General features: G+C 69.3%; 23 protein-coding genes. 11 read left to right on the forward strand and 12 right to left on the reverse strand.

Annotation, left to right across the window (positions count from 1 at the left end; translation table 11 throughout):
* Positions 1-22: 22 nt before the first annotated feature.
* The 3 genes from J2Y70_RS19985 to J2Y70_RS19995 all read right to left on the reverse strand — a co-directional run bounded on the left by J2Y70_RS19985 (position 23) and on the right by J2Y70_RS19995 (position 4,336).
* Complete coding sequence (locus J2Y70_RS19985) at positions 23-1,180, reverse strand: FtsX-like permease family protein (protein ID WP_309921612.1); 1,158 nt, start codon at positions 1,178-1,180, stop codon at positions 23-25.
* 76 nt (positions 1,181-1,256) lie between these two features.
* Entirely contained in the window at positions 1,257-1,949 is a 693-nt protein-coding gene (locus J2Y70_RS19990) for an ABC transporter ATP-binding protein (RefSeq protein WP_263396766.1), read from the reverse strand.
* 1,142 nt (positions 1,950-3,091) lie between these two features.
* The gene (locus J2Y70_RS19995) at positions 3,092-4,336 is read right to left on the reverse strand and encodes an efflux RND transporter periplasmic adaptor subunit (protein ID WP_309921615.1); all 1,245 of its coding nucleotides are present in this window, start codon (positions 4,334-4,336) and stop codon (positions 3,092-3,094) included.
* Between the two features lie 248 nt (positions 4,337-4,584).
* Between J2Y70_RS19995 and J2Y70_RS20000 the strand changes: the two genes are divergently transcribed.
* The 5 genes from J2Y70_RS20000 to J2Y70_RS20020 all read left to right on the forward strand — a co-directional run bounded on the left by J2Y70_RS20000 (position 4,585) and on the right by J2Y70_RS20020 (position 9,545).
* Positions 4,585-5,490, forward strand: coding sequence for an ABC transporter ATP-binding protein (locus J2Y70_RS20000; protein ID WP_309921619.1), 906 nt, complete (start codon positions 4,585-4,587; stop codon positions 5,488-5,490).
* A complete protein-coding gene (locus tag J2Y70_RS20005; protein WP_309921621.1) occupies positions 5,487-6,341 on the forward strand; it encodes an ABC transporter permease in 855 nt (284 codons plus the stop codon). The genes J2Y70_RS20000 and J2Y70_RS20005 overlap by 4 nt, the downstream gene beginning before the upstream one ends.
* Positions 6,342-6,465: 124 nt before the next feature.
* Positions 6,466-7,656 carry a sensor histidine kinase gene (locus tag J2Y70_RS20010; RefSeq protein WP_309921624.1) on the forward strand — a complete coding sequence of 397 codons (1,191 nt, stop codon included), beginning with the start codon at positions 6,466-6,468 and terminating at the stop codon, positions 7,654-7,656.
* 49 nt (positions 7,657-7,705) lie between these two features.
* Positions 7,706-8,308 (forward strand): response regulator transcription factor, encoded by a 603-nt coding sequence (locus J2Y70_RS20015; protein WP_263396771.1) that lies wholly within the window; start codon positions 7,706-7,708, stop codon positions 8,306-8,308.
* 424 nt (positions 8,309-8,732) lie between these two features.
* Positions 8,733-9,545, forward strand: coding sequence for a ThuA domain-containing protein (locus J2Y70_RS20020; RefSeq protein WP_309921629.1), 813 nt, complete (start codon positions 8,733-8,735; stop codon positions 9,543-9,545).
* A gap of 333 nt (positions 9,546-9,878) precedes the next feature.
* Here the strand turns inward: J2Y70_RS20020 and J2Y70_RS20025 are convergent, their stop codons facing one another.
* Together J2Y70_RS20025 and J2Y70_RS20030 are read right to left on the reverse strand one after the other, a co-directional pair.
* Entirely contained in the window at positions 9,879-10,463 is a 585-nt protein-coding gene (locus tag J2Y70_RS20025) for a cytochrome b (protein ID WP_309921632.1), read from the reverse strand.
* Positions 10,460-11,566 (reverse strand): catalase family peroxidase, encoded by a 1,107-nt coding sequence (locus tag J2Y70_RS20030; RefSeq protein ID WP_309921634.1) that lies wholly within the window; start codon positions 11,564-11,566, stop codon positions 10,460-10,462. The genes J2Y70_RS20025 and J2Y70_RS20030 overlap by 4 nt, the downstream gene beginning before the upstream one ends.
* 249 nt (positions 11,567-11,815) lie before the next feature.
* On the opposite strand from J2Y70_RS20030, the gene J2Y70_RS20035 reads away from it, so the two are divergent.
* Positions 11,816-12,331 carry an RNA polymerase sigma factor gene (locus J2Y70_RS20035; protein WP_263396775.1) on the forward strand — a complete coding sequence of 172 codons (516 nt, stop codon included), beginning with the start codon at positions 11,816-11,818 and terminating at the stop codon, positions 12,329-12,331.
* Complete coding sequence (locus tag J2Y70_RS20040; RefSeq protein ID WP_309921637.1) at positions 12,328-13,074, forward strand: anti-sigma factor; 747 nt, start codon at positions 12,328-12,330, stop codon at positions 13,072-13,074. Before J2Y70_RS20035 ends, J2Y70_RS20040 begins: the two co-directional genes overlap by 4 nt.
* A 1,103-nt stretch (positions 13,075-14,177) precedes the next feature.
* On the opposite strand, the gene J2Y70_RS20045 is transcribed toward J2Y70_RS20040, so the two are convergent.
* The 6 genes from J2Y70_RS20045 to J2Y70_RS20070 form a co-directional block, all read right to left on the reverse strand.
* Complete coding sequence (locus J2Y70_RS20045; protein WP_309921640.1) at positions 14,178-15,548, reverse strand: leucyl aminopeptidase family protein; 1,371 nt, start codon at positions 15,546-15,548, stop codon at positions 14,178-14,180.
* 85 nt (positions 15,549-15,633) lie between these two features.
* Entirely contained in the window at positions 15,634-16,350 is a 717-nt protein-coding gene (locus tag J2Y70_RS20050) for an HAD-IA family hydrolase (RefSeq protein WP_309921643.1), read from the reverse strand.
* 127 nt (positions 16,351-16,477) lie between these two features.
* Positions 16,478-17,599, reverse strand: coding sequence for an AI-2E family transporter (locus J2Y70_RS20055; protein ID WP_309921646.1), 1,122 nt, complete (start codon positions 17,597-17,599; stop codon positions 16,478-16,480).
* Positions 17,600-17,750: 151 nt separating this feature from the next.
* Positions 17,751-18,212, reverse strand: coding sequence for a hypothetical protein (locus tag J2Y70_RS20060; protein WP_309921649.1), 462 nt, complete (start codon positions 18,210-18,212; stop codon positions 17,751-17,753).
* Positions 18,209-18,703 (reverse strand): phage holin family protein, encoded by a 495-nt coding sequence (locus tag J2Y70_RS20065; protein WP_309921652.1) that lies wholly within the window; start codon positions 18,701-18,703, stop codon positions 18,209-18,211. Before J2Y70_RS20065 ends, J2Y70_RS20060 begins: the two co-directional genes overlap by 4 nt.
* A gap of 5 nt (positions 18,704-18,708) precedes the next feature.
* Entirely contained in the window at positions 18,709-19,077 is a 369-nt protein-coding gene (locus J2Y70_RS20070; RefSeq protein ID WP_263396782.1) for a hypothetical protein, read from the reverse strand.
* Positions 19,078-19,236: 159 nt separating this feature from the next.
* On the opposite strand from J2Y70_RS20070, the gene J2Y70_RS20075 reads away from it, so the two are divergent.
* Positions 19,237-19,464, forward strand: coding sequence for a hypothetical protein (locus J2Y70_RS20075; RefSeq protein ID WP_263396783.1), 228 nt, complete (start codon positions 19,237-19,239; stop codon positions 19,462-19,464).
* A 25-nt stretch (positions 19,465-19,489) separates the two neighbouring features.
* Here J2Y70_RS20075 and J2Y70_RS20080 read toward each other — a convergent pair whose 3' ends face one another.
* Entirely contained in the window at positions 19,490-20,935 is a 1,446-nt protein-coding gene (locus J2Y70_RS20080; RefSeq protein WP_309921657.1) for a Do family serine endopeptidase, read from the reverse strand.
* Between the two features lie 472 nt (positions 20,936-21,407).
* Here J2Y70_RS20080 and J2Y70_RS20085 point away from each other — a divergent pair, with 472 nt between their 5' ends.
* The 3 genes from J2Y70_RS20085 (at position 21,408) to J2Y70_RS20095 (ending at position 25,424) form a co-directional block, all read left to right on the forward strand.
* Entirely contained in the window at positions 21,408-23,561 is a 2,154-nt protein-coding gene (locus tag J2Y70_RS20085) for an adenosylcobalamin-dependent ribonucleoside-diphosphate reductase (RefSeq protein WP_309921661.1), read from the forward strand.
* A 197-nt stretch (positions 23,562-23,758) separates the two neighbouring features.
* Entirely contained in the window at positions 23,759-24,490 is a 732-nt protein-coding gene (locus J2Y70_RS20090; RefSeq protein WP_309921664.1) for a hypothetical protein, read from the forward strand.
* A gap of 94 nt (positions 24,491-24,584) precedes the next feature.
* Positions 24,585-25,424 carry an NrdJb gene (locus J2Y70_RS20095; RefSeq protein WP_309921667.1) on the forward strand — a complete coding sequence of 280 codons (840 nt, stop codon included), beginning with the start codon at positions 24,585-24,587 and terminating at the stop codon, positions 25,422-25,424.
* Positions 25,425-25,449: the final 25 nt, after the last annotated feature.

The following is a 25,449-nucleotide window of genomic DNA, read 5'->3' on the forward strand; positions in this document are numbered from 1 at the left end:
AGGGAACGATGCGGCGGCGGGCTCAGCGCCCGGCCAGCGCGTCCACGATCTTCAGCCGCTGCGCACGCAGCGCCGGCAGCAAGCCGACCACGATGCCGATGGCGACCATCAGCCCCAGCGCCACCAGCCAGGTCTGCGCCGGTACGCCGCGCATCGGCATCATGCCGCCGCTGGCTGCGGCCACGCCGGGGATGATCAGCGCCGCCAGGCCCATGCCGATCAGCCCGCCGAGCACGATCAGCAGCACCGACTCGACCATCACCAGGCTCAGCACGGTGCCGTCGCGGAAGCCGAGCGTCTTCAGCACCGCCAGCTCCGGGATGCGCTCGCGTACCGCCTGCGCCATGGTGTTGCCGGTGAGCAGCAGCAGGGTGAAGAACACCGCGCCCATGATCGCGGTGACGATCAGGCCGATGTCGGCGAACTGCTTGGCGAAGGCCTGCGAGAACGCGGCCTCGGTCTGGCTCTTGGTCTCGTGGTCCGAGTTCAGCGACAGCGCGTCGATCGCCTGCGCCACCCGCGAGGCCTGGTCGGCGCTGCCCAGCTGCACGGTGTACCAGCTGACCTTGTTCTTGATGTAGTCGTTGGACTCGTCGAAGTATTTCCAGTTCATCATCAACTGGTTTTCCGCCTGCGCGTTCTTGGCGTCCTTGACCTTGAAGATGGTGGTCAGGGTCAGCGGCCAGTCGTTGCTGCCGCCGCGCGGGAAGATGGTGGCCTGCAGCGGGATGGTGTCGCCGATCTTCCAGCCGTGCTTCTTGGCCAGCGCGGCGCCCACTGCCGCGGCGGTGCGGGTTTCGCGGAACGCCTTGAGCTGCGCCGGCGGCACGTCGTACTCGCTATACACGTCGAAGAAGTTCGGCGCCACCGAGAAGTTGGGGAAGAAGTTCTTCGGATCCTGGTAGATGCCGCCGAACCACATCGCGTAGGTGACCTTCTTCACCCCGGGCACCGACTCGATCTGCGATTGCAGGCTGACCGGCAGCGACTGGGTGATCGACAGCCGCGAGGACACGATCAGCCGGTTGGCGCCTTCGACGCTGCCGCCGGAGTTGAACGCCACGCGTACCGAGTCGAGCATGCCGAACAGCAGGAACGCGGCGACCACCGACAGCAGGGTCAGCAGGGTGCGGGTCTTGCTGCGGAACAGCTGCGCCCAGACCAACGAAAAGTATTTCATGTTCGATTCTCCAGGGAACGGTACGCCGTGGCGCGGTACGCGCGCAGCGGCTGGCCGCGATGCGGCAGCGACCGGTTCAATGCGCCACGAGCGGCGCGTCGGCCAGCTCGCCCTTGTCCAGGTGCACGGTATGGCTGGCGTACTCGGCGGCCTTGGGGTCGTGGGTGACCATGATGATGGTCTTGCCGTGTTCGCGGTTGAGCTGCTGCAGCAACTGCAGGATCTCTTCGGCGGCGTGGCGGTCCAGGTCGCCGGTGGGCTCGTCGCAGATCAGGAAGGTGGGATCGGAGACGATGGCGCGGGCGATCGCCACACGCTGCTGCTGGCCGCCGGACAGTTCGTTGGGGCGGTGGCTGCGGCGGTCGGCGAGGTTGACCAGGGTCAGGGCGATCTCGGCGTTGCGCTTGCGCTGGGCGGCGCTGAGGTTGGTCAGCAGCAGCGGCAGTTCCACGTTCTTCTGCGCGGTGAGCATGGGCATGAGGTTGTAGAACTGGAACACGAAGCCGACGTGCTGGCTGCGCCAGGTGGACAGTTGGCCGCCGCTCATGCGGTCGATGCGTTCGCCTTCGATCTCGATCTCGCCGCCGCTGGGGGTATCCAGGCCGCCGATCAGGTTCAGCAGGGTGGTCTTGCCGGAGCCGGAGGGTCCCATCAGGGCGACGAAGTCGCCGCGTTCGATCTCCAGGTCGATGCCGTGCAGGACTTGTACTTTCTCGGGCCCGCGCTGGTAGGTCTTGGTGACGTTGCGCAGTTTGACGAGGGTGGACATGGTGGTTTTCCTGGCAGTGGACGGAAGTAGATGTGCCGGTTGCGGTGAGGCAGTTTGCTGACGCTGGTGCTGTTTGCTGTTTGCTGTTTGCAGTTGCAGTTGCAGTTGCAGTTGCACTTGCACTTGCAGTTGCTTTGCTCTTCAGCTTTTTTGCTCTACCGGGTCCCTTACGTAGCGGCGAATAGGTCGGGAAAAACCCCGAAGGGGCGGCGCACAGGGATGTGCGCCGTTCGCGGCAGGGGCAGGATGCCCCTTCCGCGAATCCCGTCCTATTCGCGGACCCGGAGCGCGCAGCGCGGAGGGCGCGGAGTAGGGTGTGCTTTCTTTTGGTTACTTTTCTTTGCACAAGCAAAGAAAAGTAACTCGCCGCAGGCGAAAGCTTTGCTTTTGCTCCTTCAGTGGTGGAGCTCTTGTAGGAGCGGCTTCAGCCGCGACACTTTCCTGACAGAACCAGTCGCGGCTGAAGCCGCTCCTACAAAAGCAAACGCCCAAGCAAAAAAGCAACAGAAAAGCAAAAGCTTCCGCCCTTGGCGGGTCACTTTTCTTTGCTCGCGCAAAGAAAAGTAACCAAAAGAAAGCGCGCCCTGCCTACGCGCCCTCCGCGCTGCGCGCTACGGGTCCGCGGATGCACCGGGGATTCGCGGAAGGGCATCCTGCCCCTGCCGCGAACGGCGCACATCCATGTGCGCCGCCCTTCGGGTTTTTCCCCGGTCCATCCGCCGCTGCGGAAGGGAACCCGGAAAGTCAAAAGCCACAGCGGAGCAACAGCAACAGCAGAGCGGCAGCAACAGCGGAGCAGTAGCAACAGCAGAAGCGCAATAGCAACAGCAGAGCAGTAGCAACAGCAGAAGCGCAGTAGCAACAGCAGAGCTACAGCTACAGCTACAGCTACAGCAATATCAAGAGCGGTGTGGCAGTTGGAGCTTGTGCAGCCAATTGCAGGCTTGATCCAGCACGAGAAGAAACTAAAAGATGCGATGAAACGACTAGCTGGGGCGATACGCGGTATGGCAAGAACGGGACGGAAACAAAGCGAGCGCCGCCGTCTTTAGGGCGATGGAGCAAGGCGGTGGCGACAGGAACGACAGCGGACGACATGCAGTGATTCGCGCCAAAGCGCGGTACCTCACACGCGTCCGCCGCTATTGCTCGGTCGTCTCCGCCATCTTCACCTTGACCCCGTCGCGCAACGTCTCCGGCGGGTCCAGCACCACCGTGTCGCCCGCCGCCAGGCCCGACAGCACCTGGCGGTCGTCGCCCAGGGCGATGCCGGTCTTCAGCGCGCGCCGCTCGACGGTATTGTCTTCCTTCAGTGCGAACGCCACGTCCTGGCCGTCGCGCTTGACGATCGCCGCGCCCGGCACGCGCACGCCCTGCGGCTTGTCTTGCGCCTGCGCCTGCGGCGCTTCCAGGAAGCTCACCCGCACGCCCATCTCCGGCACGATCCGCGGATCTTTCTGCTTCAGCGCCACGCGCACCTTGACCGTGGCCTTGCCGCGGTCGGCCGAGGGGATGATCGCGATCACTTCGGCCGGAATCTTCCACTCCGGGTAGGCGTTGAGCGTGGCTTCAACCGGCATGCCCGGCTTGACCCGGCCGATGAAGGCCTCGCCCACCTCGACCTCGATCTCCAGCGATTCCATGTCCACAATGGTGCCGATGCCGGTGCGGGTGAACCCGCCGCCGGCCGACAGCGGCGACACGATCTCGCCCGGCTGCGCCGCCTTGGCGGTGACCACGCCGGAGAACGGTGCGCGCACGATGGTGTTGTCCACGTTGAGGTCGGAGATCGACAGCTGGTTGCCGGCCACCACCACGTTGCGCTGCGCGCTCTGCAGCTGCGCGCGCAGGGCGTCGCGCTGCGACAGCGCCTGCTCGTACTGCGAGCGCGACACCAACTGCTGCGTGGACAGGGTCTGCAGCCGCTGCGCATCGGCCTCGGCCTGGCGCAGCTGCGCCTGCATGTTCGCTACCTGGCTGCGCGCCGCGTCCAGCTGCGAAGCCGACAGCTGCCGTTGCGCGCCGGCGTCGATCGGGTCCAGCGTCGCCATCACCTGGCCCTGCTCCACGCGCATGCCTTCCTCGATCAGCACCTCGCGCACCTTGCCGGTGATCTTCGCCGACACCGTGGCCATGCGCCGCGCCACCACGTAGCCGCTGGCGTCCAGCACCGAGGCGCTGCTGCTGCCGGCGGCGATCGCCACCACCGGCGCGGTGGTCACCTCGATGGCCTTGCCGCGGCCGAACAGCAGCCAGCCGCCGACGCCGAGCGCGAGCAGCAGCACCAGGACCACGGCGATCCACAGCCCGCGCCGCGACGGCGGCGCGCTCGGCGGGGCCTTGCGGTCGATACGGAGTTCTTTGAGCAGGTCGGCGGAGGTACTCATCTTGTCCCTGGACGAATCGGTAGGCGCAGTGTGGACGGCGAGGGGTGCGCTTCCCAGTTGCCGGAAGTCACTTTCTGCGTGCGCTGCGGCAGGTGCGGCGCCATTCCCCGTGGCGTGGAGCGCAGCATGCGGCAATCGCGCAGCCATCGCCAGTGACAGCTGTCACCCGCTGCGGCTGACGGGCCGCACTGGGATGGGCCGGCGCCGCGGCGCAGCATGGCCACTCCCGCCACGACCGGTTCCTGCCGATGCACGCCGCTCCCGACACTCTCCCGCTGGCGCAGCTGCGCGCCGTGCACAAGCGCTACGGCGCGGTGGTCGCGCTGGACGGCGTGGACCTGCAGTTGCAGCGCGGCCAGCTGCTGGCCCTGCTCGGCGCCAACGGCGCGGGCAAGAGCACCGCGGTGGCGCTGCTGCTCGGGCTGCAGGTGGCCGATGCCGGCAGCGTGCAGCTGTGCGGGCAGGATCCGCGTGCGCTCGGCACGCGGCGCCAGGCCGGGGTGATGCTGCAGTCCGCCGGCTTGCCGGACACGCTGCGCGTGGGAGAACTATTGGACCAGGCGCGCGGCTACTACCGGCGCCCGCGCAGCGTCGCCGATTGCGTGGCGCTGGCCGGGCTGGATGGCCTGATGCCGCGCCGCTACGGCGGCTTGTCCGGCGGCCAGCAGCGGTGCGTGCAATTTGCGATGACGATCTGCGGGCGTCCGCAGGTGCTGTTCCTGGACGAACCCAGCACCGGCCTGGACATCGAGGCGCGGCAGGGCCTGTGGCGGGCGATCCAGGAACTGGTCGCGGACGGCTGCGCGGTGCTGCTGACCACCCACTACCTGGAGGAGGCCGAGGCATTGGCCGACCGGGTCGCGGTGCTGCAGCGCGGCACGCTGATCGCCGAAGGCAGCGTGCAGCAGCTGCGGGCGCGCTACGAGCAACGCACGATCCGCTGCCGCAGCGCGCTGGCCGCGGTGCAGGTGGCGGGCTGGCCGCAGGTGCGCAGTGTGGAAGCGCGCGAGGGCGTGCTGGAGATCGTCGCCGAACCGGCCGAGCCGGTGGTGGCGCGACTGCTCGCCGCCGATCCGGCGCTGGGCGAGCTGGAAGTCCGCCGCGCCGGCCTGGCCGACGCGTTCCTCGCCATCACCCGTGCGGAGGCCGCATGAACGCGCCCGATCCACGCCGTACCGGGCATGCCGCGTCCCCGGCGCATGGCACGGCGGCCGCGCGGCCGACCGACGCCGCCGCGCCGCCGTTGCGCGACCACGCCACGCTGCTGCGGCGTGACCATGTCGCGCTGCTGTTGCGCGAAATCCGCTACGAGTTATTACGCTGGATGCGCACGCCATCGTTCGCGCTGCCGACCTTGCTGTTCCCGCCCATGTTCTACCTGCTGTTCGGCGTGCTGCTCAATCGCGGCAATGCCGCCGCTGCGGTGTACCTGATGGCCAGCTACGGCGTGTTCGGGGTGATGGCGCCGGCGCTGTTCGGTTTCGGCGTGGGCCTGGCGCTGGACCGCGAGCGCGGCCTGCTCACCCTCAAGCGCGCCATGCAGGTGCCACCTGGGGCGATCCTGCTGGCGCGCACCGTGCTGGCGATGCTGTTCGCGCTGGCGATCGCATTGTTGTTGCAGCTGCTCGGCGGCATGCTCGGCGGGGTGCGGCTGGCGCCGTCGCAGCGCGCCTGGCTGTTGTTGATCGAAGTGCTGGGCACGCTGCCGTTCTGTGCGATCGGCCTGTACATCGGTGCCCGCGTCGGCGGCAGCGGCGCGCCGGCCGTGGTCAACCTGATCTACCTGCCGATGGCGTTCCTGTCGGGCCTGTGGATCCCGCTGCAGATGCTGCCGTCGCTGCTGACCACGCTGGCGCCGCTATGGCCGTCCTATCACCTGAGCCAGCTCGCGCTGCGCGTGGTCGGTCACGACGACGGCAGCGGAATCACCGGCCACATCGCCGCGCTGCTGGCGATGACGGTGGCGTTCTATGCGCTGGCGCATTGGCGTCTGCGCCGCGGCTGATGGCCGGCCTCCGCCGCGCCGCCGCCGCGCTGCCGGCATCGCCGCTTCCCGCCGCGCCGCGCGCCATCCCCATGCGCTCGCTATCCTATGCACCGCGGCGGCGCGTCCGCCCCTGGAGCCTGCCGTGATCGATCTGCTGCAAGCGTCGCCCGAATCGCTGGTCGCCCAGCGGATGAGCTGGACCACGGCCAAACGCAGCACGCAGTGGTTCGTGTGGCTGTCGCTGGTGTGGTCGATTTGGCTGTTCATCACGCCGCTGTACGAGCGGCACATCTTCCGCGACTGGTTCTGGCCGACGATGGTCAGCTACGCGGCGTTCCTGGTCCTGTACTACTGCGCCTACTACCGTGATCGCCGCTACCTGCGCTGGTGCGTGGCCGGCATGGCCGTACTGGCGTTCGTGCTGCTGCCGTACAACCCCGGTGCGCAGTGCTACATGATCTATGCCTGTGCATTCCTGGCGTTCTGTTTCCCGATCGGGCGCGCGCTGCTGGCGATGCTGTTGCTGCTCGGTGCGTTCGCCGCGGCCTGGATGCTGCAGGGCTGGTCGCTGCTGTACATGACCAGCGCGGTGGTGGTCGGCCTGTCGGTGGGGCTGATGAACATCAGCTTCGAACGCCGCGCCCGCGCCGACGCGCAGCTGCGCCTGAGCCACGAGGAAGTGCGGCGCCTGGCCGCGGTCGCCGAGCGCGAGCGCATCGGCCGCGACCTGCACGACCTGCTCGGCCACACCTTGTCGCTGGTGGCGCTGAAGTCGGACCTGGCCGCGCGCCTGCTCGCGCGCGATCCGGCCGCGGCGCGGCAGGAGATGGAGGACGTCGGCCAGGTCGCGCGCGAGGCGCTGGGCCAGGTGCGGCGCGCGGTCAGCGGCATCCGCGCCGCGCAGCTGGCGGCGGAAATGGCCTCGGCCAAGCTGCTGCTGGAATCCTCCGGGGTCACCTTCCGCTATCAGGTCGATGCCTTGCCGCAATGCGCGCAGCTGGAGACCGTGTTCGCGATGGTGCTGCGCGAGGCCGCGACCAACATCCAGCGCCACGCTGGTGCCGGCAACGCGCAGCTGCGGCTGTGGTGCGAACGCGGCCAGGCCTGGCTGGAGATCCGCGACGACGGCCGCGGCAGCGCGATGCAGCCGGGCACCGGCCTGGCCAGCATGCGCGAACGGCTGGAAGCGGTGGGCGGTTCGTTGCGGATCGACTCCGAACGCGGCCAGGGCACCCGCCTGCTGGCCGCCGCGCCGTTGCCGCGGACCGCCGAACCCGCACCCGGCGTGCCGGTCGCGCCGCCGCATGCCGGGCAGGACGCTGCGCTGCACTGAGCGCCGCGCTGCCGCGCTCTACAATGCGCGCACAACATCGGGGGAAGGCGTGATTCGACTAGTGCTGGCGGAGGACCAGGCGATGGTGCGCGGTGCGCTCAGCGCGCTGCTGGGCCTGGAAGCGGATATCGCGGTGGTCGCCAGCGCCGCCGACGGCGAAGCCGCGTGGCGCGCGCTGCAGGCGCACACGCCGGACCTGCTGGTCACCGATATCGAGATGCCCGGCCTCAGCGGCCTGGAACTGGCGCAGCGGGTGCAACGCCAGCAACTGCCGGTGCGCGTGGTCATCGTCACCACCTTCGCCCGTCCCGGCTTCCTGCGCCGCGCGCTGGATGCCGGCGTCGGCGGGTATCTGTTGAAGGACGCGCCGCCCGAACGCCTGGTCGATGCGATCCGCCAGGTGCACCGCGGCGGCCGCGCGATCGATCCGGAACTGGCGCTGGAGGCCTGGTCCGAGGCCGATCCGCTCAACGACCGCGAACGCCAGGTGCTGCGCCTGGCCGGCGAGGGCGCCTCGGCCGGCGACATCGCCGCCCGGCTCGGGTTGTCGCACGGCACCGTGCGCAATTATCTGTCCGAGGCGATCGGCAAGCTCGGCGTCGGCAACCGCATCGAGGCCGCGCGGCTGGCGCGGCAGAAGGGCTGGCTGTAGCGCGGCCGCCAAATGCGAAGGCCGGTGACGCGGCCCGCCGGCACTCGGGTCGCATCCAGGTCCGTCCGCTGCGTCACGACGGATGGCAGATCGGACGACCAGGTGAAGCGCAGCGAGCCGCTGCGCGGTTCGCCCGATGCCCGTAACCGTAGATCCGACCGGTTGCCAGCTCACTCACGTCTGCGTTGGATCTGCGGCTCGGGCTTCACCACACGATGGGCAACGCCGAGGCCGCATGGCGCCTTGCCGCACGATCGGCATCGTGCCGCCCGACGCGCGCCGATGCCGGCTCGCGCCGCAACCGCCGCTGCCGAGGATCGCCGGGTATGCCGGTTCGACAAGCGCCTATGAAATTGTGCGCAGCCGCGCGGAAGCGGCGCCGCCAGTGACTATGCTCGCCTGCATCGGTCGACGGGAGTGCGAGATGAAGTGGATGCGTGCGCTGTGCTTTGGGTGGTCGCTGCTGGTGGCGTGGTCGTTGCCGGCCGGCGCCGCGCTGGCGGCCGACGGGCAGTTCAAGGTGCTGGTCGCGGCGATTCCCAACAAGTACCACCACGACTACATCCCGGTGGCCAAGCCGCAGTTCGAAGCGCTGGCGCGGCAGCACTATTTCGAGCTGGTATGGGTCTGGAACGCCGAGGCGTTCGACGGCGACCTGTCGCAGTACGAGGCGATCGTGCTGCTCAATACGCCGGCCACCGACCTCAATCCGGCGCAGCGCGCCAATTTCCAGAAGTACGTGCGCGCCGGCGGCGGCGTGGTCGCGGTGCACAAGGCATTCGCGATCGCGCGCGGGCAGTGGGACTGGTACGACCGCCTGATCGGCCGCTCGTTCCGCACCCATCCCTACTTGCAGACTGCGATGGTCGACGTGGTCGACCACAATTTCCCGGCCACCGCCGGTCTGCCGCAGCGCTGGATGTGGTCGGACGAATGGTACGAATACGACCCGCCGTACAGCGACGACCTGGTCACGCTGATGACGGTGGACGAAACCAGCTACGACCCCACGCTGATCTGGCCCGGCCAGGTCGCCAAGGGCATGGGCAAGCAGCACCCGGTGGCGTGGTACCACCACTTCGAAGGCGGCCGCGTGTTCGCCACCGCGCTCGGCCACCAGGCCGAGGCCTACAACGACCCGCGCTACCTCGAACACCTGTACGGCGGCATCTACTGGGCCGCCACCGGCCACGGCATCGCCGGCGAGACCAAAGCGGCAACGCCGCGCCCACGCTGAATCCGCAGGCGCCACGCTTTGCTTTTCTGTAGGAGCGGCTTCAGCCGCGACAGAAACCGGACCTTCGCCGGCGCCCTGTCGGGGCTGAAGCCCCCCTACAGCACACCCGGCCCACACGTCCCGCGCTTTTTGTAAGAGCGGCTTCAGCCGCGACAGAAACCGGATCTTCGCCGGGCACTCTGTCGGGGCTGAAGCCCCTCCTACAGGAGCGCCCGGCCGGCACGCCACGCGCTTTTTTGTGGGAGCGACTTCAGTCGCGACGGGCATCACCGACCAAGCCCATCGCGACCGACGGGCCAGGTCCACCCGACGTCGTAGCAGAGAACAAACCCCTTAGACCTGTTCCCGCGACGCTGCCTGGTCCGCCACCACCGGCGCCGTCCCACCCCGCGCCATGCTCGAAAACACCCCGTCGCGGCGCACCCAGGCATGGAACAGCGCCGCGCACAGATGCCCCAGCACCGTGGCGAACAACAAATACGCCAGCCAGCCATGCGCGCTGCGCAGCCACGCATATAGCGCCGGGCTATGCGGCGCGATCGGCGGCAGCTGCGCGCCCGGCCACAGCACGATCGGATAGCCGCCGGCCGACAGCAGCGACCAGCCCAGCAGCGGCATCGCCAGCATCAACGCATACAACAACCAGTGCGAGGCCAGCGCCGCCGTCTTCTGCCACCACGGCAGATCGGCCGGCAGCGGCGGCGGCCGCTGGCGGAGGCGGTTGCCCAGGCGCACGATCGCCAGCACCAGGATCGCGATGCCCAGCGGACGATGCAGGTCGAGCAGCCATGGCCGCTGCGACACCGAGGCGACCATGCCTACGCCGACGAACAGCATGGTCAGGATCATCGCCGCCATCAGCCAGTGCAGCACGCGGGCGGTCAGATTGAAATGTCCGGAGACGTTCGCGCGACTCATTGCGCACCCCCATGTGCCTGGCCGGTCGCCTCGGGCGCTTGGCCGCGGCCGATCTCGCGCTCGCGGCGGTTGAACGAGTGCGAATACACCGCCGAGCGCGCGGCCAGGATCGGGTCGTCGGAGCCGGCGATGCCGCGCGGCAGGATCAGCGGGTCGTAGTTGAGGTCGCGGCACGGGCCGGTGGCCTGCGGCTCGGCATGGTCGAGCACCAGGGTGCCGGCGACCATCTGCTGCCGGTCCTGCGGCCAAGGTTGAGATGGATCGTTCACCGGGTCGCCGGGCGCGGCCACGGTCAGCACCAGGTCCCAGCGCAACGGGCCGCGCGCCAGCCGCGCCTGCAGGTCCTCGCCGAGGAAGTCGGCATCGGCCTGCGCACGCTGCGCCGCGGACAGTTCCTTGAACGGCGTTTGCGGCCGCATCGACCAGCGCACGAAACGGCTGCTGCCGTCGGCGGCGATGAAGCGGAAGCTGTTGACCCCGTTGTACTGGGTGTTGGCCCAGCTGTCCGACCAGGGCGCGGTCTTGGCCCACTGCTGGAACTTCTTCGCTTCCGGATAGCGTTGCACGAACGCGGCCATCTTCGCCGGGTCCGGCTTGCCGGTGGCCGGGTCCGGCTGCGCGGCCAGGGTCTGCGCCATGAAACCCTCCGGCGTGGCCACCACGAAGAACGGGAAGCTGTTCATCGCCGTGCGCCACTGCTGGCCGTCGTCGCTGCGCAGCAGCAGCGCCATGCTGCGCACCCGCGCGCTGGCATCGGCGCCATGCGGATCGCCGCCGCCGATCGACAGCCGCCCCAGCACCGGCACCGAGGTCTGGGCGAACACCCGCGCCGAGGACAGCGCACTGGCCTGGCCGTTGCCCTCGAAATGCCCGCTCACGCACATGCCCTTGCTGTGCGCGCGGCGAAAGCCCGGATGCGGCGGACCGCCGGCCTCGATGGCGTCGGTCATGCGCTGCGCGGTCAGCCGCTGCGGCCCGCCCAGCCAGCCGGCGCTCCAGGCGAAGGCGGCGGCGAGCACGGCGGCAATCGCGGCGATGGCCGCCAGCGGCAGCCAGGGCTGCGGGCGTGGTGGCGAGGGCGGGGCGGGGTCGGGATGGGACATGGGGGAACTCCTGTGGCGGCGGCGATTGGCAGTGAGACGTGCGGCGCCGCGGTCTATTCCCGGCGCAGGCGCTTTTTTTTTTTGCGTTGCCTGAAGGGGACTGCTGCCTCCGTTCCCTGCCGGCCGGCCGGCACGGGCGCGTGGTGGGGCGATCGCGACGGGCGCCTAACCCGGGCTTGGGGAATAATCCGTCTCGCCGCGCGTCCTAACCTGCGACCACCCTCACTCCGAACGCTGCCGAACCCAGCCATGCATGACCTCGACGACGAATCCCTGCGTGCGCTGATGCCGCGGTTGCGGCGTTTCGCGCAGTCGCTGAGCGGCGACGCGGCCAGCGCCGACGACCTGGTGCAGGCGGCGCTGGAGCGCGCGCTGCGGCGCTGGTCCACCCGCCGCGATGCCGATGCGCTGCAGCCGTGGCTGTTCGCGATCGTGTACCGGCAATTCGTCGACACGCGCCGCCGCGCGCAGCGCTGGCAGCGGGTGCTGGCGCTGTTCGCGCCGCAGCAGCCGACCCAGGCGCCGTCGGCCGAACAGGTGCACGACGGCCGCGCGATGTTGGCCGCCTTCGCGCAGTTGCCGGCCGAGCAGCGCGCGCTGCTGTTGCTGGTCAGCGTTGAGGGGTTCAGCTACCGTGACGCCGCCACCGCGCTGGACCTGCCGATCGGCACGGTGATGTCGCGGCTGTCGCGCGCGCGCGAGAAACTGCGCCAGATCGGCGAAGGCCGCAGCGGCCCCGGCCCTGCCTTGCGAGTGCTCAAATGACCGTGCTGCGCCCCGACGACGAAACCCTGCACGCCTATGTCGATGGCCGCCTGGACCCGGCGCGCCGCGCCCAGGTCGCCGCCTGGCTGCAGGCCCATCCCGCCCATGCCGCGCGCGTGGCCGGCTGGAAGCAGGACGCCGACGCGCTGCGCGCGGCCTGGGCCGGCGCCGAAGCGCTGCCGCCCAATCCCGCGTTGAGCGCATCGGCGCTGCGCGGCCGCGTGCGCCAGCGTCGCCGCACGCTGGCGGCGATGGCCGCCAGCTGCGTACTGATGCTCGGCCTGGGCACCGGACTGGGCTGGCAATTGCGCGACAGCCGCCTCGGTGGCGAACGCCTGCCGATGGCCGACGCGGTGGCCGCGTATCGCCTGTTCGCCGATGGCGAGCAACCGTTGGAATTCGATCCGGCGCGGCGGGTGGCCTTGCAGGGCTGGCTGCGCACCCATTTCGGCGAGGCCGGCGCGGTGCCGGACCTGCAGGCGCAGGGCTTCGCGCTGCGCGGCGGGCGCCTGCTGTCCACGCCCGAGGGCGCCGCCGCGATGCTGGTCTACCAGGACGCCGACGGCGCACGCATCGGCCTGTACCTGCGCCCGGGCAGCGCCCGCCTGCGCGACGGCGAACGCCGCGACGGCCGCCTGCTGGCGCAGTACTGGTCCGAAGGCGGCACCGCCTTCGCCCTGGTCGGTCCGGCCACCCAGACCCGCATGCGCCAGATCGCCCCGCTGCTGCGCGAGCAGGGCTGAGCCGGCGCGGCGCGAACCGCACTCGTAGCGAAGAATGCATGCGCCCCCTGGAGGAGCGGCTTCAGCCGCGACGAACGCAGCGGTGGACTTGCCGCACCCGTATCGCGTCGGGACTGAGGCCCCTCCCACAGTGCACCCAGCAAACAGGCCGCAAGGCTCCTTGTGGGAGCGACTTCAGTCGCGACGAGCGGAGCTGTGGAGTTGCTGCACCGTATTGCGTCGGGACTGAAGTCCCTCCCACAGTGCACCCAGCAAACAGGCTGCAAGACTCCTTGTGGGAGCGACTTCAGTCGCGACGAGCGGAGCGATGGAGTTGCTGCACCGTGTATCGGGTCGGGACTGAATCCCTCCTACAGTGCACCCAGCAAGCAGGCCGCAAGGCTCCTTGTAGGAGCGGCTTCAGCCGCGACGAGCGAAGCGGTGGAGCTGCCGCGCCCGGACAGCGTCGGGACTGAACTGCCTCCCACAGTGCAACCAGCGAGCAAGCCGCAAGGATCCTTGTGGGAGCGACTTCAGTCGCGACGAGTGAAGCGATGAGTTACTGATACCAGGACAGTATCGGGATTGAAGCACCTTCTATGGCGCACCAGCGAAGAGGCTGCAAGGCCCCTGTAGGAGCGGCTTCAGCCGCGACGAACGAAGCTAGGAACCTTGGTGATTCCGGTTGTCTGTCGCGGCTGAAGCCGCTCCTACAGGGAGTTCGTGCGCTCCGGCGAGCTGGTCCGCGCCTCCGCCACGACAATGCCTGCGACAAGCGGAGCGGCCGAGCTTCCGTGACCGGACAGCGTCGGGACTGAAGTCCCTCCCACAGTGCACTCAGCGAGCATTCGCAAGGCTCTTGTGGGAGCGACTTCAGTCGCGACGAGTGAAGCGGTGGAGTGCCGCACGTGTCGGGTCAGGACTGAAGTTCCTCTTGCAGTGCACCGAGCAAGTGGGGCGGTGAACCCCTCTGAGGACTGCGAATTTCTGTAGGAGCGGCTTCAGCCGCGACGAGCGGCGTCGGGAGTCAGGGCGGTTCAGGGTGTCTGTCGCGGCTGAAGCCGCTCCTACAGGGAGCTGCGCCGCAGCAACTTCGACCACACCAATACGACACCCACCAGACCTCACCCGGCGTAACGCGCCTTCAGCATCGCGTAGGCCGAGCGCAGCGCCAGCGCTTCGCCGCCGGCGGGGCGGCCGGGGCGGTCGCTGTCGTTCCAGGCGTACACGTCCAGGTGCGCCCAGGCCTGCCGTGCGGGCACGAAGCGCTCCAGGTACAGCGCCGCAGTCACCGCGCCGGCCATGCGCGAGCCGGCGTTGGCCAGGTCGGCGATCGAGCTGGTCAGGTAGCGCAGGTACGGGCGCCACAGCGGCATGCGCCAGACCGGGTCGCGGTGGCGTTCGCCGGCGGCGATCCAGGCCTGCGCCAGCGCGTCGTCGTTCGAGAACAGCGCCGGCAGGTCCGGGCCCAGTGCGATGCGCGCCGCGCCGGTCAGCGTGGCGAAATCCAGGATCGCGTCCGGCGCCTGTTCGCTGGCGTAGGTCAGCGCATCGCACAGCACCAGCCGGCCCTCGGCGTCGGTGTTGTCGATCTCCACGCTGATGCCCTGGCGGGTGGCGATGACGTCGCCGGGGCGGAACGCGTCCGGGCCCACCGCGTTCTCCACCGCCGCGATCAGCACAGTCAGCCGCAACGGCAGCCGCTGCGCCATCACCAGACCGGCCAACGCCAGCGCATGCGCCGCGCCGCCCATGTCCTTCTTCATGTGGCGCATGCCGTCGGCCGGCTTCAGGTCCAGCCCGCCGGTGTCGAAGCACACGCCCTTGCCGGCCAGCGCCACGTGCGGGTGCGTCTCCTCGCCCCAGCGCAGCACGATCAGCCGCGGCGCGCGGTGCGAGGCGCGGCCGACCGCGTGGATCGCCGGGAAGTTCTGCGCCAGCAGTTCCTCGCCGACGATGCTCTCGCACTGCGCGCCGTGCGCCTGCGCCAGTTCGCGCGCGAGCGCCTCCAACTGCTCCGGGCCCATGTCCTCGGCGGGCGTATTGACCCAGTCGCGCACGCGCACGCAGGCTTGCAGCAGGTCGCGCACTTCCGCGCTCGGCGTGGCCAGCAGGCGTGCCGGCAGCCGCGCCGGCTGTTTGTAGCGCGCGTAGCGGTAGCTGCCCAGGCCCCAGCCCAACTGCAGCGCGGCCTGCTCCTCCTCGCTCAGCTCGCTGGCCAGCCGCCAGCTGCTGCCGGCCGGCAGCGCCAGCGGCGCGTGCGCGTAGGCGTAGGCATCGCCGCGGTCGCCGACGCCCAGCACCGCCGCGGCCACGCCGTCGGCCCCCGGCAGCAGCAGCGCGGTGCCGGGGGCGGCCACGAACTGCTGCGCGTCCAGCCACGCCACCCACGCCGGGGACTGCGCGGCGCGCCAGTCGGCCAGGCGTTCGCGGTCCAGCACATGCAGCGGCAACGCGTGGGTGGAGGCGTCGGTGAAGCCGGAAGGCAGGGACATCAGCGGGTCCTTGTGGGTCGGGCGCGGCCGTCGGCCGGCGCGCTGGGAACGGATTAGTGGTGGCGGGCGGCCGTGCGGGCGCGGCTTATGCGTCCGCTCCGGCGGCCGGCTGGGTGGCGTCGAGCCAGTCGGCCAGGCCGGTGAGGGTGTCGAAGTGCAGGTCCGGCGGCGTGGCCGGATGCCAGGCCTGCGCGTCGCGGTTGATCCAGCAGCCGCGCAGGCCGGCCTGCATCGCGCCGAGCACGTCCATCTCGATGTGGTCGCCGACGTGCAGCACCTGCGCGCACGGCACGCCCAGGCGCGCGCAGGCGGCGTGGAAGATGCCCGGGTCGGGCTTGGCCGCGCCGTGCTCGCGCGCGCTGAGCTGGAACGCGAAATGCGGCGCCAGGCCGATCGTGGCCAGGTCGGCGTTGCCGTTGCTCAGCGCCGCCACCGGCACGCGCGCGGCGATCCGCGCCAGCGCCGCCAGGCTGTCCGGATAGCACTCCACCTGGTTGCGCGCGGCGTAGAACACCGCGTAGGCCGGTTCCACCAGCGCCTCGTCGGCGCCGCTGTCGCGCAGCGCGCGGCGCAGGGTCAGGCGCCGCATCTCGCTCAGGTCGTGGACCAGGTGCGGATGGGCGGCGAACACCTCGTCGCGCAGCTGCCGCATCGCCGCGATCGGGAAGCGCTCGGCGGTGCGCGGACTGTGCTGCAGCAGCCAGTCGTGCAGCACCTGCTCGATGCGCGCGCCGATCGGCGCGAACGGCCACAGCGTATCGTCCAGGTCCAGCGTGATCGCGCGAACGGGGAAGGAAGGCAAGGAAGTCACCTGGCGCATTTTACGCCAACCGGCCGCCACGGCCGTCGCCCCAGGTAGACGCACACCGACCCCGGCGCCGCGCCGCCCGCTTTTTCGAATCCCCAGTCCCGAGTCCCGTGTCCCGGCCTCATTCCAACAACCTGGCCCAGCGCTGCATGCCTTCCACCCGCGCCAGCACCATCTTGATGCACACCAGCAGCGGCACCGCCAGCAGCAGCCCGACCATGCCCCACAGCCAGCCGAACAGCATCAGCGCCAGGATCAGCATCAGCGGCGAGATCGCCATGCGCCGGCCGAGCACGATCGGCGTCACCACCTGGCCCTCGAGCACGTGCAGCGCCAGGTACACGATCGCCGGCAGCGCCGCGCTCAGCGGATCGCGGAATTCCACGAAGCCCATCAGCAGCATCAGGATCGCGCCGATCAGCGGGCCCACGTACGGGGCGAAGTTCAGCAGCGCCACCACCGTGCCCCACAGCAGCGCCTCCTGCAGCGGGATCTTCAGCAGCACCAGGATGCCGGCGAAGATCAGCCCGACCAGGGTGTTGATGACGCTGATGGTCAGCACGTAGCGCGACACCTCGCGCTCGATCGAACGCAGGATGTCGGCGGTGAACTTCTGCTGCTGGCGGTTCGGCAGAAGCGCGATCGCATGCCGCTGCAGGTTCTCGCCGAATACCATGAAGAAGAACGTCAGCAGCACCACCGCCAGCGCCGAGGCGGCCAGCCGCGGGGTGCGCACCAGCGCCTTGTACGGGTCGTCCATCTGCGTGCGGATCACCTGCACGCGGCGCCCGCTCTCGCCGCCGGCGGCGCGCGCGAAGTTCTCCGCGGCCTGGTTGGCCTGCTGCATCGGTTTGGTCAGGTCGCGCACCTGGGTGGCGATGTGGCGCATCTGCCCGGGCGCCTGCTGCACCCACTCGGCGGCCGGGCCGGCCAGCTGCACGGCCAGCGTCGCGGTCACCGCCATGCCCGACAGCAGCACCAGCAGCGCGCCGAGGAAGCGCGGCAGGTACAGCCGCTGCAACCCGCGGATGATCGGGTTGCCGACCAGGGCGAAGAACGCGGCCAGCAGCACCGGCAGCACCACTTCCTGCGCCGCCCACAGGGTGTAGCCCACCGCCAGCGTCGCCAGCACCACCAACGACACCGGTCCGCGCGGGCGCGGTGCCGGCGGCGGCGGGAGGGTGTCCGCGTGGGGCGGTGCCACGTCGCCGGCGTCGGCCACGGATTCGGAGAGTGTGCTCATCGGACCTGCGCTGCGTACGTGGCCCCGGCGCGCGTCCTGCGGACGCACGCTGTTCGGCGCAAAAAGAAGGTGGCGGAGTGTAGGCCGATCCTGGCCTGCGCGGTATGAAGACGGCGTGGCGACAGGCGCCGGCCGGCCGCGGCGGCGCCGCTCAGCGCTCGGACACGTCGGTGGCCGCTTCGGCCGGCTGCGGTTGCGCCTGGTCGTGCGGCGCCGCGGGCGCTGCGTAGGACGCGGTCGGTTCCTGTCGCGGCGGCACGCCCGCAGCGGCGGCCGCGGCCGGATCGACCGCAGCGGCGGCATCCTGCGCGGTGTCCGCCGCGCGCTCGGCGTGGTCGGAGGCTTCCTTGGCACGGGTCGCGGTCAGCAGGCTGGAGATCGCGCTGATCATCTGCAGCCAGCGTGCGCCGCCGATCTTGCCGATCGCCGCCGCCGGTTCAGCGCGGCCGGCCAGGAAGCCGGCGCCCAGTCCCACCGCGACGATGCGCAGCGGCGTCCAGCCTTCGCGCCAGACCCGCTGCAGCGTGGTCCACTGTGTCCGCATCTGTTGCTGACGGCCTTCCAGCACGGTCTCGGCGCGGGCGATGCGGTGCTGCAGTTGGTCGAATTTCATCGGTGCGTCTCGCTCGCCGCGGCTGTGCTGCCGCCGGCATGGTCCTCGTCGTCGTCGCCGCCGATGCCCAGCTTGGCCAGCTGGCGGCGGGTGGCGTCGAGCTTGCTCATCTCGAAATAGCGCAAGGCCTGCCAGGCGCCAAGCGCGGTGACCACCAGGCTGAACGCCGCGGTCGCCGAGATCGACGCCAGCCACGACCAGCCCAGCCGCTGCAGCACCGCGATCAGCGCGCCCATCAGCAGCATCCACGCCGAGGCGCCGAACGCCACCGCCACGGTCAGCCACACCAGCGCGCGCGCCAGGGCGGCGCGCGCCAGCGCCAGGTCCGCCGCCACCAGCTTGCGCAGCGCGCGGCTGGCCTCCAGCGTGGCGGCCAAACCTTCGCGGCCAGCGTTGCCGAATTCGCGGAACGATTCCTCCAGCGACGGCCGTTCGGCCGCCGCGGGATCGGGCGCGGCAGCGGCGCTGTCGCGGGCCTGCTCGTCGCTCACGTGGCTTACTTGTCGCTGCTGCGCGCCAGCTTGGCGATGATCCAGCCGGTGGCGAAGGCCACGCCGAACGAGGCCAGCGGACGCTCGCGGATCAGCTCGGCGGCGCTGTCGACCAGGTCGCGGCCCTTGTCCAGCAGCACGTCGACCTGCTCCTTGGCGGCGGCACCGCCGAACTCGGCAGCGGCCAGGCCGGACAGCGCGCTGTCGGACAGTTCGGACTTGATGTTGGCCTTGCCCAGCTTCAGCTCCTCGCCCGCCGCGCCGGCGGCGCCCTTGATCGCGTCGCCGGCGTAGCTGGCGGCCGACTTCAGGTGCGAGCCGGCTTCGCTGAGGTTGTCCTTGAGGTTTTCGGTATTGGTGGGGCTGGTATTCATCGGGTATCTCCTGAGGGATGTGGGGCTACCGCCCGCTGCGCACGGACGCTTCGCGGATCGCGGGCGACAGCAATACCATCGGCGTGGTGTACGGCTTGTTAGGCTTGGCCGGTCCACAGTGTCGCCGCTCGCACGGCGCGCGACCAGAGGAGGAACGCAATGCGTGCTTACGGCAGGAAGGGCGGCCGCTCGGGCGTGGTCGCCTACGACATCGGCCCGGACTGGATCGTGCTGCGCTTCGTCGATGGCGGCACCTATCGCTACGACCATCGCCACCCCGGGCCCTACCACGTGGCCGAGATGCAGCGCCTGGCCGAGGCCGGGCGCGGCCTCAGCACCTATCTCAACCAGCACGTACGCGACGACTACGCCGCGCGCCTGGAGTGAGTGCGGCCGCCGGCGGCGGCGCGCCTCACTGCATCAGCAGGTCGGCCTGCGCGCCGCCGCGGATCACCCGCAGCACCAGCTGCGCCGGCTTGCGCGCGAAGTTGGCGCGGTAGCTGGCCAGGTCGGCGAACTCGCCGGTGGACGCGGCCACCACGATGTCGCCGCCGGCCAGGCCGTTGCGCGCCGCGCGGCTGCCGCGCGCCACGCTGCCGACCAGCACGCCGTTGATGCCGGACTGGCGCAGCGACTCGGGCAGGTCGGTGAAGGTGGCGCCGGTCAGGCGCGGGTCCAGCGATTCGCCGCTCACCGCGCGCGGCTGTTCCTTCAGCGTGGCCTTGATCTGCAGCGGCTTGCCGTCGCGGCGCACGTCCAGCGTCACCGTGCTGCCCACCGGCTGCAGGCCTTCGTAGTTGTGCAGCGCCTCGGCGCTGTCCAGCCGCTCGCCGTTGGCGCCGACCACCACATCGCCCGGCTGCAGGCCCGCGCTGGCGGCGGTCGAACCGGCCAGCACCCGCGTCACCAGCGCCCCGCGCGCCGCGTCCAGGCCCAGCCCCTGCGCCATCTGCGCGGTCAGGTTCTGGGTCTCGATGCCGAAGGTGCCGCGGATCATCACCCCGTTGTTCTTCAGCAGCTGATCGACCACCGCGCGCGCCAGGTTCGACGGGATCGCCAGGCCCAGGCCGATGTTGCCGGCCATGCTGCCCTGCGGGTTGAAGCTGGCGGTGTTGATGCCGACCAGCTCGCCGTGCAGGTCGACCAGCGCGCCGCCGGAGTTGCCTGGGTTGATCGAAGCGTCGGTCTGGATGAAGTTCTGGTAGCCCAGGCCGCGGATGCCGTTGCGGCCCATCGCCGAGACGATGCCCGAGGTTACCGTCTGGGTGAAGCCGAACGGGTTGCCGATCGCCACCACGAAATCGCCCACCCGCAGCTTGCTGCTGTCGCCCAGGCGGATCTCGGTGAGCTTGTCGGCCTTGATCCGGATCAGCGCCACGTCGGTGTCCGCGTCCGAACCCATGAACTCGGCCTTGAAGCTGCGCCCGTCGGCTAGGGTCACCTGCACGTCGTCGGCGTTCTCCACCACGTGGTGGTTGGTCAGCACGTAGCCGTTCTTGGCGTCGATGATCACGCCCGAGCCCAGCGACTCGTTGATCCGCTCCTGCGGGATGTCCGGGAACAGGCGGCGGAAGAACGGGTCGTTGAAGTACGGATTGCGCACCCGCACCACCTGTTTGGTGTTGATGCTGACCACCGCCGGCATGGTCTGCTGCAGCATCGGCGCCAGCGACGGCAGCGGCTGCCCGGCCACCGAGGCCGGCAACGCCGCGCTGCCGGCCACCGTCTGCGCCACCGGCGCGGCGGGGGCGGGCGCCGCCTCGGCGCGGTTGTCCAGGTGCGCGTTGATCGCGGTGGCGGCGAAACCGCCGAAAGCGGCGGCGGCGGTCAGGGTCAGCAGCGTGGGCAGCGGGCGCATGGGTCGGGTTCCGGGATGACGCGGCGAAGGACGCAGGGCAGATGGGCGCCAGGGCGCATAAATCAAGATGAACGAGCGGCGTTTAACCGCCAGTGAAAGCGCGGCGCGGGCGAACCCCGCGGCAGGTACGGCAATGCCGCCCGGCCCCGGTTCCGACGTTGACAGCCGGCCGGCCCAGGGTTAGCGTGGGCACTTCGTTTTGCCACTACATGTAGCGGTGAGGCGGGAAAGCAACCCAACTACTGGGGTTTTCGCTGGGGTGCAACCCCAGGGGGCGCACGCAGTGACGCAGGGCGTGAACGTGAAACGGGCGGTCGAACGCCCTACGCATTCCCATTCGGCCGAAGGGCGGCGCCGTGCGCGCTGCCGCGGCTGTCGTCGTCGCGCAGCGCAAACCGCATACAAATAAGAGACACGGCGGACGGCCATCCCATCCGCCCCATCGGGACAGGTTCGAGGAGAACAGAAAAGAATGAGCACGGTGCGCCTGGAAGTCGTCCAGACCGAGTCCAAGCAGAACCCCATCCCGATGCAGCCCGCGTCGCAGGATATCTGGGACAAGAAATACCGCCTGAAGACCAAGCAGGGCGAGCCGCTGGATGCCGACATCGACGGCACCTACCAGCGCGTGGCGCGCGCGCTGGCCGATGCCGAGGCCACCGAGGAAAAGCGCGCCTACTGGTTCGAACGCTTCGCCTGGGCGCTGCGCCGCGGCGCGATCCCGGCCGGGCGCATCACCTCCAACGCCGGCGCGCTGGAACACAAGCCGGCCACCAGCACCATCAACTGCACCGTGTCGGGCACCATCACCGACTCGATGGACGGCATCCTGGAGAAGGTCCACGAAGCCGGCCTGACCCTCAAGGCCGGCTGCGGCATCGGCTACGAGTTCAGCACGCTGCGCCCGCGCGGCGCGTTCGTGGCCGGCGCCGGCGCCTACACCTCCGGGCCGATGTCGTTCATGGATATCTTCGACAAGATGTGCTTCACCGTGTCCTCGGCGGGCGGGCGCCGCGGCGCGCAGATGGGCACCTTCGACGTGTCGCACCCGGACGTGAAGGATTTCATCCGCGCCAAGCGCGAGGACGGGCGCCTGCGCCAGTTCAACCTGTCGCTGCTGATCACCGACGGCTTCATGCAGGCGGTGGAGAACGACGCCGACTGGCCGCTGGTGTTCCCGGTCAACCGCAAGGAAGAGGGCGACATCGACCTGGCCGACGCCAACGCCGTGGTCTGGCGCGACTGGCCCACCCACAGCAACTACATCGTCCGCGACGACGGCCTGGTCGCGTGCAAGGTGTACGGGCAGATCCGCGCCCGCCACCTGTGGGACATGATCATGGTCTCCACCTACGACTACGCCGAGCCGGGCTTCATCCTGATCGACCGCGTCAACGAGATGAACAACAACTGGTGGTGCGAGAACATCCGCGCCACCAACCCCTGCGGCGAGCAGCCGCTGCCGCCGTACGGCGCCTGCCTGCTGGGCTCGATCAACCTCACCAACTTCGTGCGCGACCCGTTCACCGCCCAGGCGCGCTTCGACTGGGAGGAATACAAGGAAGTGGTGCGCGTGTTCACCCGCATGCTCGACAACGTGGTCGAGGTCAACGGCCTGCCGCTGCAGCAGCAGCGCGACGAGATCCTGCGCAAGCGCCGCCACGGCATGGGCTTTCTCGGCCTGGGCTCGACCATGACCATGCTGCAGATGAAGTACGGCAGCCCGGCCTCGTGCGAGTTCACCGAAGCCATCTCCCGCGAGATGGCCGTGGCCGGCTGGGAAACCGCGCTGGCCCTGGCCAAGGAAAAGGGCCCGGCGCCGATCATGCAGGAGACCTTCGAGGTCACCGCCGCGATGCTGCGGCAGCGCCCGGAAATGGCGCAGGACGGCTGGCGCGTGGGCCAGCAGATCGAAGGCAAGCTGCTGCACGCCAAGTACAGCCGCTACATGCAGCGCATCGCCGAAGTGGCGCCGGCGCTGGTGGACGAGCTGGCCGAAGTGGGCGCGCGCTTCACCCACCACAGCTCCATCGCCCCCACCGGCACCATCTCGCTGAGCCTGGCCAACAACGCCTCCAACGGCATCGAGCCCAGCTTCGCCCACCACTACAGCCGCAACGTGATCCGCGAAGGCAAGAAGTCCAAGGAGAAGGTGGACGTGTTCTCCTTCGAGCTGCTGGCCTACCGCCACCTGGTCAACGCCAAGGCGATGCCGTTCGCCGAGGCCGCCGACGCGCAGCTGCCGGACTACTTCATCTCCGCCGACGACATCCACCCCAAGGAACACGTGGACGTGCAGGCCGCGGCGCAGAAGTGGGTGGACAGCTCCATCTCCAAGACCGCCAACGTTCCCACCGACTACCCCTACGAGCAGTTCAAGGACATCTACCGCTACGCGCACCAGCAGGGGTTGAAGGGCTGCACCACGTTCCGCTTCAACCCGGCCGCCTTCCAGGGCGTGCTGGTCAAGGAAGCGGACCTGGAGAACACCACCTACCGCTTCGAACTGGAAGACGGCAGCGTGGTCGAGGTGAAGGGCAACGAGCAGATCGAGTACGACGGCGAAATGCACACCGCCGCCAACCTGTTCGACGCGCTGAAAGAAGGGTATTACGGCAAGTTCTGATGCCGCGTTCTTCCTCCCTGCGTGCCGGCGCAGGGAGCGGCCGCGGTAGGCGAAACCGGGGACGCGGCATGCCGGCCTTTCCCCCAACGCTTCCCTACCGCGCATCGTTTGTCGCCGCATCCGGTTCCACGCTTCGCTGCAATCGGTATAGCATCGCCCGCGTTACATAAACACTGACACCCTGAGGAGGGTTTTTTATGAGCAACGGTAATGGTGTGACGGCGACGCTGACGCAAGTCGCCGAAAACGTGAAAGAGACCGCCAGCAACATGGGCGAAGCGATCGCCGCCACCGCCAGCGACGCCGTCGCCAGCGTCAAGCAGACCGCCGAGAACGTGCAAAAGCGCGTGCAGGACCAGGTCGCCAAGACCCGCAAGGCGGTCAAGAAGGCCGAGAAGGCCGTCGCCAAGCGCGCGGAGAAGGCCGGCAAGTCGGTGAAGAAGACCGTCGCCAACGCGCGCAAGAAGCTGGAAGCGGCCAAGGCCAACGCCCAGTCCGAAGCCGCCGCGCTGAAGAAGGCCGGCAAGAAGACCGCCAAGAAGGCCACCGCCAAGAAGGCCGCGGGCAAGACCGCCGCCAAGAAGACCGCGACCAAGAAGACCGTCGGCAAGAAGACCGCCGTCAAGAAGGCGGCAGTGAAGAAGGCCGCAGTGAAGAAGGCCCCGGCCAAGAAGGCCGCGCCGAAGAAGGCCGCCAAGAAGGTCGCCGCGAAGAAGACCGTCGCCAAGAAGTCGGTGGCCGCCAAGAAGGCCCCGGCCAAGAAGAGCGTCGGCGCCCGCAAGGCCGTCGCCAAGAAGAGCGTCGGCAAGGTCGCCAAGGCCGCCAAGAAGAGCACCGCCAAGGTCGCCAAGAAGACCACCGCGGTGAAGAAGACCGCCGTGCGCAAGAGCGCCGGCAAGAAGGCCGCGGCCACCCGCGCCAAGAAGTAAGCCGTCCCACGCTGCATCCTCTCTCCCGCGCGCGGGAGAGGGGCAGGGCGAGGGACGCGCGCCCCATTACGACACGCACACCAGGAACCGCATCATGGCCGTCAAGATCGACAAGAAAATCAAGGGCTACGCCGTCGTCACCGCCGAAGACAAAGCGCGCGACGCCGCACCGCCCGTGCCCGCCGCGTCGATCGACCGCGCCACCGCCGAGGCCGAAGTGCCGGTGGACAACATCATCCACATGCACGAGCGCATCGAGCGCCCGGATGTGCTGATCGGCAGCACCTACAAGATCAAATCGCCGTTGGTGGAACACGCCATGTACGTGACCCTCAACGACATCGTGCTCAACGCCGGCACCGAGCACGAACTGCGCCGCCCGTTCGAGATCTTCGTCAACTCCAAGTCCATGGAACATTTCCAGTGGATCGTGGCGCTGACCCGCATCATGTCCGCCGTGTTCCGCAAGGGCGGCGACGTCACCTTCCTGGTCGACGAGATGAAGGCCGTGTTCGACCCCAAGGGCGGCTACTTCAAGGCCGGCGGCGTGTACATGCCCTCGCTGGTGGCCGAACTGGGCAGCATCGTCGAAGAGCACATGAAGTCCATCGGCCTGCTGCACGACCCGGAGATGAGCGACCACCAGCGCGCGCTGATCAACGAAAAGCGCAAGCAGTACGAAGAGCGCTCAAAAAAAAACAATGAAATGAAGCCGGCTGTTCCTTCTTCTGCGGGAGAAGGTGCCCGCAGGGCGGATGAGGGAATGGTTGTCGCCAACTCCACCGCCGACCACGAAGAAGACATCGCCGTCACCGGCGACGGCGCGAGCTTCCCGCCGTCGGCCACGATGTGCCACAAGTGCAACACCAAGGCCCTGGTCATCATGGACGGGTGTGCTACTTGTTTGAATTGTGGGTATTCGAAGTGCGGGTGAGGTTGACTCATTGGCCCCTACGGAC

The sequence above is a fragment of the Xanthomonas sp. 1678 genome (assembly GCF_031455575.1).
Classification (GTDB): Bacteria; Pseudomonadota; Gammaproteobacteria; order Xanthomonadales; family Xanthomonadaceae; genus Xanthomonas_A.